13 protein-coding genes are annotated in these 10,756 nt (G+C 38.0%); 7 read left to right on the top strand and 6 right to left on the bottom strand.

The window, feature by feature from the left end; all coding sequences use genetic code 11:
• The 4 genes from FJR38_RS01575 to FJR38_RS01560 form a co-directional block, all read left to right on the top strand.
• On the top strand, window positions 1-234 hold a 234-nt coding region (locus FJR38_RS01575; protein ID WP_174763848.1), incomplete at its 5' end, for an adenylosuccinate synthetase.
• A 65-nt stretch (window positions 235-299) separates the two neighbouring features.
• The gene (gene rplY, locus FJR38_RS01570) at window positions 300-599 is read left to right on the top strand and encodes a 50S ribosomal protein L25 (RefSeq protein ID WP_168493267.1); all 300 of its coding nucleotides are present in this window, start codon (window positions 300-302) and stop codon (window positions 597-599) included.
• Between the two features lie 177 nt (window positions 600-776).
• A complete protein-coding gene (locus FJR38_RS01565) occupies window positions 777-2,315 on the top strand; it encodes an AAA family ATPase (RefSeq protein ID WP_168535006.1) in 1,539 nt (512 codons plus the stop codon).
• 105 nt (window positions 2,316-2,420) lie between these two features.
• A complete protein-coding gene (locus FJR38_RS01560) occupies window positions 2,421-2,924 on the top strand; it encodes a hypothetical protein (RefSeq protein ID WP_168493271.1) in 504 nt (167 codons plus the stop codon).
• A gap of 66 nt (window positions 2,925-2,990) precedes the next feature.
• Here the strand turns inward: FJR38_RS01560 and FJR38_RS01555 are convergent, their stop codons facing one another.
• From FJR38_RS01555 to FJR38_RS01545, 3 genes are all read right to left on the bottom strand, one after another.
• Entirely contained in the window at window positions 2,991-3,221 is a 231-nt protein-coding gene (locus FJR38_RS01555) for a hypothetical protein (RefSeq protein ID WP_168535004.1), read from the bottom strand.
• Window positions 3,222-3,481: 260 nt separating this feature from the next.
• Window positions 3,482-4,873, bottom strand: a complete 1,392-nt coding sequence (gene asnS, locus FJR38_RS01550) for an asparagine--tRNA ligase (RefSeq protein WP_168535002.1) — start codon at window positions 4,871-4,873, stop codon at window positions 3,482-3,484.
• 78 nt (window positions 4,874-4,951) lie between these two features.
• Complete coding sequence (locus FJR38_RS01545; RefSeq protein ID WP_168493277.1) at window positions 4,952-5,296, bottom strand: hypothetical protein; 345 nt, start codon at window positions 5,294-5,296, stop codon at window positions 4,952-4,954.
• Window positions 5,297-5,363: 67 nt separating this feature from the next.
• On the opposite strand from FJR38_RS01545, the gene FJR38_RS01540 reads away from it, so the two are divergent.
• Window positions 5,364-5,651, top strand: coding sequence for a DUF6439 family protein (locus tag FJR38_RS01540; protein ID WP_168535000.1), 288 nt, complete (start codon window positions 5,364-5,366; stop codon window positions 5,649-5,651).
• Window positions 5,652-5,726: 75 nt separating this feature from the next.
• Here the strand turns inward: FJR38_RS01540 and FJR38_RS01535 are convergent, their stop codons facing one another.
• Both FJR38_RS01535 and rlmD read right to left on the bottom strand, forming a co-directional pair.
• Entirely contained in the window at window positions 5,727-6,176 is a 450-nt protein-coding gene (locus tag FJR38_RS01535) for an anti-sigma regulatory factor (protein ID WP_168493279.1), read from the bottom strand.
• Between the two features lie 421 nt (window positions 6,177-6,597).
• Window positions 6,598-7,971 (bottom strand): 23S rRNA (uracil(1939)-C(5))-methyltransferase RlmD, encoded by a 1,374-nt coding sequence (rlmD, locus tag FJR38_RS01530; RefSeq protein WP_168534999.1) that lies wholly within the window; start codon window positions 7,969-7,971, stop codon window positions 6,598-6,600.
• Between the two features lie 153 nt (window positions 7,972-8,124).
• Between rlmD and apcD the strand changes: the two genes are divergently transcribed.
• Window positions 8,125-8,610: an allophycocyanin subunit alpha-B gene (apcD, locus tag FJR38_RS01525; RefSeq protein WP_168534998.1), complete on the top strand. Its 486-nt coding sequence runs from the start codon at window positions 8,125-8,127 to the stop codon at window positions 8,608-8,610.
• Between the two features lie 700 nt (window positions 8,611-9,310).
• Entirely contained in the window at window positions 9,311-10,174 is an 864-nt protein-coding gene (locus FJR38_RS01520) for an Rpn family recombination-promoting nuclease/putative transposase (RefSeq protein ID WP_168534997.1), read from the top strand.
• Window positions 10,175-10,468: 294 nt separating this feature from the next.
• Here the strand turns inward: FJR38_RS01520 and acpP are convergent, their stop codons facing one another.
• The gene (gene acpP / locus FJR38_RS01515) at window positions 10,469-10,735 is read right to left on the bottom strand and encodes an acyl carrier protein (protein WP_168493514.1); all 267 of its coding nucleotides are present in this window, start codon (window positions 10,733-10,735) and stop codon (window positions 10,469-10,471) included.
• Window positions 10,736-10,756: the final 21 nt, after the last annotated feature.

The following is a 10,756-nucleotide window of genomic DNA, read 5'->3' as shown; positions in this document are numbered from 1 at the left end:
GTCGTCCCCATCTATAAAACTGTACCAGGATGGCAAGTATCAACCACTGAGTGCCGTACCTTAGAAGACTTGCCAAAGCAAGCCCTAAACTATCTGAAATTCCTAGCAGAATTAATGGAAGTGCCGATCGCGATCGTTTCCTTGGGAGCAAGTCGTGATCAAACTATCATTGTTGAAGACCCAATTCATGGTCCAAAACGCGCTCTGTTACAACCAGATGGTACACCAGTTTAATAATTGACAATTGACAATTGACAATTGACAACTAACAACCAACAACTCACAACTAAACAAATTATATGGCGATCGCAGTCGAATCTCAAAAACGTCCAGAAGGCGTTAAACCCAAAGCTTTACGTCGTTCTGGATTAATTCCCGCTAATTTGTATGGCCACAACGGGATTGAATCAATTTCTCTAGCAGTTGATGCTAAAGTCGTTGAACGTCTACTCAAACAAGCTGCTCCTAATAAAACAGAAGTAGAACTCAGCATTCCTGAATTACAATGGACTGGTAAAACCGTGCTTCGTGAAGTTCAGATTCACCCAGCCAAAGGTACACCCTACCACATCAGTTTTTTTGCTGGTAATAAAGACTAAAATTCAGGCGATAATAACTAAAAGAACCAGGTTAAACCCTGGTTTTTTTATTGACAAGAGGCAACAGGTAAGAGTAAGAGTATCAACATCTCTCTTACCAATGACAATTGATAATTGACAATTGACAATTGACAATTGACAACGAATAACTGACAACGAACAACTAACAACCAACCAATGACAGAAACAAATTTTCCCGCCTTTATTGAACAAATGTTACAACCAGGATTTTATCCTCATTCCGTAACAGAACCAATTCAACTGATTCAAACTCATGTTTCTTATGTTCTCCTGACAGGTGATTATGCTTACAAGCTCAAAAAACCAGTCAACTTTGGTTTTTTAGACTTTTCCACCTTAGAAAAACGACAACATTTTTGTCAGGAAGAATTGCGGTTAAATCAAAGAGGTGCAGGTGAATTATATTTAGAAGTTGTCCCTTTAACTTTAGTAGATGAACAATACCATTTAGGTGGAACAGGCCAAGCTGTAGAATATGCCGTAAAAATGCGTCAATTTCCTCAAGAATCCCTGTTTAGTGAACTCTTTGCTAGTGGAAATTTACAGGAAAGTTACTTAGAAGAATTGGGAAAAGTTGTAGCCCAATACCATGCAAACGCCCAGACTAATGATTACATTCGCAGCTTTGGGGAAGTCTCACAAGTACGTTTAGCAATTGATGAGAATTATCAGCAAGCTCAAAACTATATTGGTGGACCCCAGACAAAAGAACAGTTTGAGGAAACAAAACAATATACAGATAACTTCTTTATCCAACATCCAGAATTATTTAAAAGTAGAATTGACAATAACTATATTTGTGAATGTCACGGCGATTTACATCTGCGAAATATTGCTCTATGGCATGACAAAATTATGCTATTTGACTGCATAGAATTCAATGAGCCATTTCGTTTCGTTGATGTCATGTATGATGTAGCTTTTACAGTCATGGATATTGAAGCCAGAGGACGTAAAGATTTAGGAAATGCCTTCTTAAATGCCTATGTGGAACAAACTGGAGATTGGGAAGGTTTGCAAGTATTACCTTTATATTTAAGTCGTCAAGCTTATGTACGGGCTAAGGTAAATTCCTTTTTATTAGATGATCCTAATATCCCGGCGGCGGTAAAAGAAGAGGCAGCAAAAACAGCATCGGCATATTATCATCAAGCTTGGGAATATACTAAACCTCAACAGGGAAAACTGATTTTGATGTCAGGGTTGTCTGGTACGGGGAAAAGTACCACAGCTAAATATTTAGCGCGGAAACTCAACGCCATTCATCTACGTTCTGATGCTGTACGTAAGCATTTAGCAGGAATTCCCCTCTTAGAAAGAGGTGGGGATGAAATCTACACACCGGAAATGACGCAAAAAACCTATAGCCGTTTATTGGATTTGGGAATTATACTGGCTAATCAAGGTTGGTCTGTGATTTTAGATGCTAAATATGATCGCCAGGATTTACGGAAAGATGCAATATCTCAAGCTACACAGCATCAATTACCTGTACATATTATCAATTGCACTGCACCCCTAGAAGTTGTCAAAGAACGACTGCTGAACCGGACTGGTGATATTGCTGATGCTACTGCTGATTTATTAGCATCCCAAATCAAGCAATCTGAACCATTTACAGATCAAGAACAACCTTATATAACAGTTGTAGATACAACTCAACCTCTAGAGACTCAATTACCAGGATTAATTTAATTAGATATCTGGTAAGAAGTAGAGACGTTCCATGGAATGTCTCTACAAGGATTCTAGGAGACGCATATTTAATTTGTGTAATTTGATTTTTTAATTCCTAATGTTATGGCACCAAAAAATAATCTTCTAGGCGATATTTTCTCTTCTTCACCTAACTTTTTGTCTCAATTGCTATTTGGGTTATTTCTATTCATTATTGCCAGAAGTGCTGGGGCTTCATTCCCTGTCAGTCTCTTTGTAGGTGTTATGGGTGGTGTTTCCTTGGGGTTATTTACAGCCGCAAATGAAAACAATCCCGAATCTACTACAGTAGCCTCTAATGATGGTATTGACGCTGGACTAAAATATTGGTTGGTGTTTATGCTGGGTTGTCTTTTCTTGGGCTATTCAGCACCCATAAGTATTTTGTTTGGTGGTATTGCTGGTGTGGGTGGTGGCTGGATAATTGCTTGGTGGCGGTGTCAGGAAACGTTACAAACACAATTACCAGAGGAAATCTTAGAAGAAGAGATACCTAGCGATAGAAGTGCTAAAAGACGCAAAAGAAAACCTACCAAACGTTTCCGTCGAGAGTCTTCAACTTTCAATTTTCGATTTTGGAATAAGTAAGTGAAATACCCACACTGACTGTTGTCTGATAGCGTAGCGTGGTGCAAGCCATATCAGGATTTCTGGTTACTGAGCGATGATCGCCTGCGTGGCGTAGCCATAGTCGAAGTACAGGATTAGAGGATTTACAGGATTGTGATAGTTTTCTGGCTTCTTATAGGGCTTAATTGGAGCATGAGGAATAATCGCACCCTGTTGATCAACAGGATTGAAAATCATCCATAAGCCGTCTCTTGTTAAGGATGTTGCTTTACAGACGTTAATGATTTCGCCTATTCGTGCATTGTTATGAATCATGCAGTATGGAAAAAGTGCGGCGTTGCTGAATCAGAGTATGAAATTTAAAAATTAGATATCTTTAACTCTTAATTCTTTGCGTCTTTGCGCCTTTGCGTGAGGCTAATTCGTATCCCAAGCCTTAGTACCTTCTAAAGGTAGAGTAGCATTATTTGACTTTTCGGAAGTTGCTGATTTGGTAACTTGGTTAAATCAAAAAGTTAGCAATTAGCAAGATAATATTTTGGAAAGAGACGTTATTTACAACGTCTCTAAAGTCATTAAAACTCCGCATTTTCTGGTGTACGTGGGAACGGAATTACATCCCGAATATTTCCCATACCCGTCATAAATTGCACCAATCTTTCAAACCCCAAACCGAAACCAGCATGGGGAACAGTACCATAACGACGCAAATCTAAATACCACCACAAATCTTCCGGGTTCATACCTTGTGATAATACCCGTTTTTCTAAAACATCAAGTCTTTCTTCCCGTTGTGAACCACCAATAATTTCCCCTATTTTTGGGGCGAGAATATCCATAGCGCGGACGGTTTTTTCATCGTCACTCAACCGCATATAAAAAGCTTTGATTTGGGCGGGATAATCTGTAACAATGACAGGCTTTTTAAACAGGTTTTCGGCTAAATAGCGTTCATGTTCTGATTGTAAATCTGCACCCCAACTTACAGGATAATCAAATTTAACATCAGCTTTTTCTAAAAGTTTGACTGCTTCTGTATAAGTCAATCTTGCAAATTGATTGTTAATAATATTATTGGCTGTTTCTAAAACAGTATTATCAATGCGTGCATTGAAAAATTCCATGTCTTCGGGACAGGTTTCCATCACATATTTAAAAATGTGTTTAAGAAACTCCTCAGCCAAATCCATATCACCTTCTAAATCACAAAATGCCATTTCTGGTTCAACCATCCAAAATTCGGCTAAGTGACGCGAAGTATTAGAATTTTCTGCGCGGAATGTAGGACCAAAAGTATAGACATTGGTAAAAGCCATTGCCATAATTTCGGCTTCTAATTGGCCACTAACTGTTAAATATGCAGGTTTATTAAAGAAGTCTTGACTATAATCAATTTCTTGATTTTCGGTTCTGGGAACATCCTTTAAATTGAAATTAGTCACACTAAATAATTCCCCAGCCCCTTCACAATCACTTGCGGTAATAATGGGAGTATGCACCCATAAAAAGCCCCGTTCGTGAAAAAATTGGTGAATAGCCGTCGCGCAAGCATTTCTCACTCGAAATACTGCACCAAAGGAGTTAGTTCTGCCGCGCAAATGGGCAATGGTTCGCAGAAACTCAAAGGAATGACGTTTCTTTTGCAGAGGATAGGTATCAGGATCAGCATCTCCGTATACTTTCACTGTATCAGCTTTTAATTCTATTCTTTGTCCTTTCCCTTGAGAAGCTACTAACACTCCTGCTACTTCTACAGAAGCACCTGTATTGATTTGTTTTAATATTCCTTGATAGTCTGGTAAATCTTGATTAATAACAATTTGCAGATTACCTAAAGATGAACCATCATTAACTTCTAAAAATGCAAATCCTTTTAATTCCCGTTTGGTTCTTACCCAACCTTGAACTACCAAACTTTCTTCGGGTTTACCACTTCTTAATATTTCTGCAATTCGGTGTTTAATCATTTTAGGCAATTTGTATTTTTTTCATGATCAAGATCCCCAAAGATCCCCGACTTCTTTAAGAAGTCAGATATCTAAAAATCACCCAACCCAAGATTTTAATAACCAACCTATAATAACGCCCAAACCACCAAAACGGATAGCTTGCCAAAAAGGTCTTTTCAGGCTACTCCAAGAAAATAACTGGCTTTCTAGGTTTATTTCTAAAGTTTCTAACTGTTTTTGAAGGCGGGTTAACTCTGCTCTAATTTCTGGAGTCTGCTTTCTATTTTGCTTTAAATTATTTAATTCTTGTTGCCATTGTGCCTTTTGTTGTTGATCTTGTTGCACTTGGGCATATCTATCTTTCAAGAATCGCAGTGAAGTTTCTACTTCCTCTAGTTCTTGTTCAAAATCTGGTTGGGGGTTTTCCTCTAAATTAGTCATTAGTCATTGGTCATTGGCTATGATAATTAAATAATAACTTTTGTCTATTAACTCAGCAGTTAGTCTTATGTCTCCAACTACTCAACTTAATCTAAATGAAGTTAGCACTCTAGAATTAGCCCAAGCCCTCATGGAAAGGCTAAAAATCTCTCCTGATGATTGGCATCGTCTCAAATCTAACCGCAATTCTCGCGCTAGTGAACAAGCCGCCGCCGCAATGGTATTTTTGGTCAAAAATGAACCTCAAGAGGCACAGGCAAGGTTAGAACAGGCTGTGGGCTGGCTAGATAAGTCAATCTCTGCCCCTCCCTGCCCCACTCACGGACATAATCGTGATGGAGTGCAGAAGGAATAGGGAAAAAGAGTTTTCTCCTATTACTTTCTTTCTTCCCTGTCACCTGTCACCTGTAAACTGTCACCTTCTTGCCTATCACCTTCGCAAAGATAATAAACGACGGCTTTCTAATTGCTTACAAAGCCTGAGTTCTGTGCCTTTGCGATTCCATTCTACTTGATCAAAAATTTGATGGAGTAAGGACATACCCCGTCCACTTTCGGCTTCGTCTGGTGGTAAATAGTCATCGGGATCACTATCGCTACTGTGGGAAGGAGTGAAACCGCTACCCTGATCTGAGATAATCCACCAATACTGATTATCTATTAATGAAAAACGGACTACTACTAATTTGCCAGGATCAAGATTATTGCCATGTTTAGCGGCATTTACTAGGGCTTCTTGAAGTCCTAATCGTAGTTCTGATTGTAATTTTGCCGGAATATCTTTCAAGAGTAAATCTAATATTGGACACAGATAAAGGGTGGAGGCAAAACTAATTGTCCCCCAATAACGTCCAACTGGACGAAGAGAAATGGTAATCACAAGAGAAACCCCGTAGCTTTTAGTTAGCTAGACATTTGTTTGCTTTAACAGATATCCTGATCAAAATTTAGGTAGTCGTACTGCCTGCAAACTTGCGTCTGTAAAACTAAATTTATAAAAATGCTAGGACATAGCAACTCTAAAGGTAAATTATATTGATTAGTTACAATTTGCAAAAGTTAACCTGTTGATTTAGCGATTTTATGAAAAATTGCTATTTTCGGACAGGAGTAGAAAGTTACTCTTTTTAACTGCTGATTTGTAATTAACACAATTGTATTGACCTTTTTAAGAATCTATGCAACTCTGATTTCTTTAAAAGAAAATGAATTTCTATTTTTATCGTAATTTCATTCTAGCATTATGGGTATGGACTAGACTACAAATTTCTAATTTTGATTTTTGTAAAGAATTAACTGCTCTAATCATTGGCTGATAAGGCTAGAAAAGCGGCTGCTTCGACATGAGCGGTTTGAGGAAAGAAGTCAGCAGGCTGCACCCTTGTGAGTTGGTATAATCCATCTTCACAAAGTAATTTGAGGTCACGGGCGAGGGTAGATACTTTACAACTGACGTAAACTATTCGGGATGGTTTCAGTTTCCTTAATGTTTTGATAACATTATCTTCACATCCTTTTCGAGGCGGATCAAGTAATACAACATCTGGTATAATTTCCAAATTCTGAAGGATTTTTTCTACTGCGCCTACCTGAAATGTCACGTTGTTAATTCCATTTTCTTGGGCATTGATAATCGCCTGTTCTACTGCTGTAGATTGCAATTCTAAACCTGTAATGTGTCGTACTTGTTTAGCCAGGGGCAACGTTAACGTCCCTATACCACAATAGGCATCAACTAGGATTTCATGGCCTTGTAAATTCAGTTCTGCTTGAATCACCTCTAAAAGTGCCTCGGCTGTTTCTGTGTACACTTGGAAAAAGGTATCTGGGCGGATTTGAAAGTCGAGTCCGGCAAATTTTTCTCGCAGGTAAGGAACTCCAGCTAGACAACGGGTTTCTGATCCAAATATAGCATTTGTGCGATCGCTATTGCGGTTAAGAGACACACCCACTAACTGAGGATATCGCTGTAACCATTGCTGTGCTTGAGTTTCAACTCCTGGTAAATTCCAATCATTGACTACCAAAGTCAACAGCATTTCCCCTGTATAGCGACCAATGCGTAAACCCAAATGGCGAATTAATCCTTTGTGGAGATTTTCGTCATAAATTGGCCACCCCTGCTTTTGAATATCTAATTTCACCTCCGCTAACAAAGGATTTAAGCGAGGATCTTGAACGGGGCATTGGTTCAAGTTAATTAATTTATGGCTACCTTTATGGTAATAACCTGCTTGGACTTGACCTGTTGCCGATACACCAACAGGATAAGTAGCTTTGTTGCGATAACCAAAAGATGAATCAGCTACTAATATGGAATCTATCGGTGGATTAGTAAAACCACCAATACGTTCTAAAGCTTGAATCACTTGATTTTGTTTGGCTTTTAATTGGTAATCATAATTAATATGTTGCCACTGACAACCACCACATTTATCAGCGACAATGCAATGGGGTCTAATTCGATCATCCGAAATTTCCACTAAATCAGTGAGTTTACCATGAGCATATTTTGGCTTAACGTGGATGAGTCTGACAAGAGCGCGATCGCCCACCACCGTATCAGGAACAAACACCACCCGCTGATCAAAGCGTCCTACACCATCACCAGTGTCACTTAAATCAGTAATCTCCAGTTCTATGACTTCACCTTGTCGCCACATTGTATTAGTCATTGGTCAATTTTTAGGGAATGGGAACAGGGAAGCGGAAGTTCCCTCATGTTGAATTGTGAATTCATTTATATCTATCTTCCCACACACTTCACTTCTGTACCTCTAAGTCGCTAAACTAGCAAATAATAAATATTTCAGGTCATTTAGATAATCATGACTGTAATTAGCCAAGTTATTCTCCAAGCTGACGACGAACTGCGTTACCCTAGCAGTGGCGAACTCAAAAACATCAAAGCCTTTTTAGAAACAGGAGTACAGCGCACTAGAATCGCTGCTACCCTCTCCGAAAACGAGAAAAAGATTGTTCAAGAAGCCACCAAAAAACTTTGGCAAAAACGCCCTGACTTTATCGCCCCTGGTGGTAATGCTTACGGTGAAAAACAGCGGGCTTTGTGTATTCGGGACTTTGGCTGGTATTTACGCCTAATTACCTACGGTGTACTTGCAGGTGACAAAGAACCCATTGAAAAAATTGGTTTGATTGGTGTGCGGGAAATGTACAACTCTCTAGGTGTTCCTGTTCCAGGAATGGTAGAAGCTATTGTGTCTCTCAAACAAGCATCCTTGGATTTATTAAATTCAGAAGATGCTATGGAAGCCGCACCTTACTTTGATTACATCATTCAAGCAATGTCCTAAGCAAACGCCTGTGCTAAGTCTAGTTCAACATCTTAGCACTGGTTAGCAATCACTTCCCCACAGTTGGTAGTGACTATGGCAAAATATTTGTCAGGTTATTAACCAGTTGTGGGGATATTTTGATCTTGGTTAAGAATTTAGAGTATTCCAAGTAAAAAAATGCCCAATTGTCATTGCGTTCGCGGAGCGTGGCGTTAGCCATATGGAGCGGAGCGGAATGAAGCAATCTCTGGTTTTGGATCATTTATTGTTTGGAACACTCTTATTAACCAAAAGTTAATTGATAAGTTAGTGTTATACTTAGCATAAGTCAGTAAATCACTGATGACAAAAAACCGACAAACTTATGGTAAGCTGTCGGCAATTAGTGTGTTCCCTATTAATGACTCGGCTAGAGTTCAGTTGCTTTTAATTATGCCAACATGGCGATATTTATGAGAGGATCTAAGTCATACATAAATGTGATTTACGTCACTCCAGAATCGCAACTGAACTCAAAGTTGGGTTTTTAATCTAGGAGAGATAAATAATGTGTATAATATTATATTCATACGTATTGTCAACTACTTGACAAAACCCTGCTAATTTTAAAACTAGAGAGGAATTGGGTTATACGTATTTTTACATTTAATGGTTCATCAATAATATAGAAAATACTAATATGAATATCTTTTAATCAATGTAAAAGAAGATCAATCTTGTGAAAACTGATACTATATTTTATCAACTATTTCAGACATTACCTAGTATCCTTTTTGAGCTACTTGGCAAACCAGCCACAGAAGCAGAAGGATATCAATTTACTTCTGTAGAAATCAAAGAACTAGCATTTCGCTTTGATGGTTTATTTGTACCTGATTCGGAGATACCTGAACAGCCAATTTACTTTGTAGAAGTTCAATTTCAGCCGAAAGCGGATTTTTATTGGCGGTTTTTTACCGAAATCTTTGTTTATCTCAATCAATATCAACCCAAGAATGATTTTCACGCAGTAGCGATTTTCGCTAAACGTAGTTTAGATCCTGGTGTACCAATGCAGTATCGGGGTTTGCTAATGAGTCAGCAAGTCACATTTATTTATTTGGATGAGTTAGAGGTTACAACCGATAATTCAATAGGACTAGGAATGGTACAGCTAGTTGTGGAAAAACAGGAAACTGCGATCGATCATACCAAACAGTTAATCCAAAAATCTCGACAACAATTAACTGATGCTAGTAAAAGGCAAAAAGTTCTAGAATTGTTAGAGACGATCTTAGTTTATAAATTAAGTAATTTAGCTCGTCAGGAGATTGAAGCAATGTTTACTCTAGATGAATTAAAGCAAACACGATATTTTCGAGAAGTTGCGGAGGAAGCAAAAGTAGAAGGTAAATTAGAAGGTAAGTTAGAAGGTAAGTTAGAAGGTAAGTTAGAAGGTAAGTTAGAAGGTAAGTTGGAAACAGTACCGCTGTTATTACAGTTAGGTTTGACTGTGGAACAAATAGCCGCAAATTTAGCTGTTGATATTGAAGCAGTGAGGAAGGTTGCGGAAAAATCTGTTGATCAAAATTCTTCAGAGTAATTAGAATAAATGGAAAGTGATTAGTTTGACTGATCACTTTTTTCAACATTTTCAAAAGTTGATTATTGATCCAATACTTGTCGGTTAAGCTAAAAACATTAAATTAGGTAGGTTGGTTTGACGCTAGGAAACCCAACATTTACTAACTTTTGTTGGGTTGCGCTTTGCTTAACCCAATCTACAAAAACTCTAGAGAGTTAATTAAGGCATTATAACCTTGTTTGATAATTTCATTTTGGGTTTTCATCATTGCTTTCCTCTGTTACATTCTACCTTAGTTAGTGTGAAAAATCATTAAAAAGTAGCTTTTTCAATGATATAATTTAGAGCCTGTTTAACTGTCGTAATTCTTTCAGCAACTTGATCAGGTATTTCAATATCAAACTCTTCTTCTATAGCCATAACTAATTCAACAGCATCAAGAGAATCCGCCCCTAAATCTTGAATAAAGTTTGTATTCAAGTTAATTTTGTTGTCATTAACATCTAATTGTTCGGCAATAATTATTTTCAACTTTCTAAATATTTTTTCAGTGGTATTACTATTATTAGCAGTAATCATTGGTTGAGGTGCTAAGTTTTC

This window comes from Anabaena sp. UHCC 0253 (genome assembly GCF_009712085.1).
In the GTDB taxonomy this organism is placed as follows: domain Bacteria; phylum Cyanobacteriota; class Cyanobacteriia; order Cyanobacteriales; family Nostocaceae; genus Dolichospermum.
The sequence above is the reverse complement of the archived record's forward strand: the minus strand, read 5'-3'. Positions and strand labels throughout refer to the sequence as shown.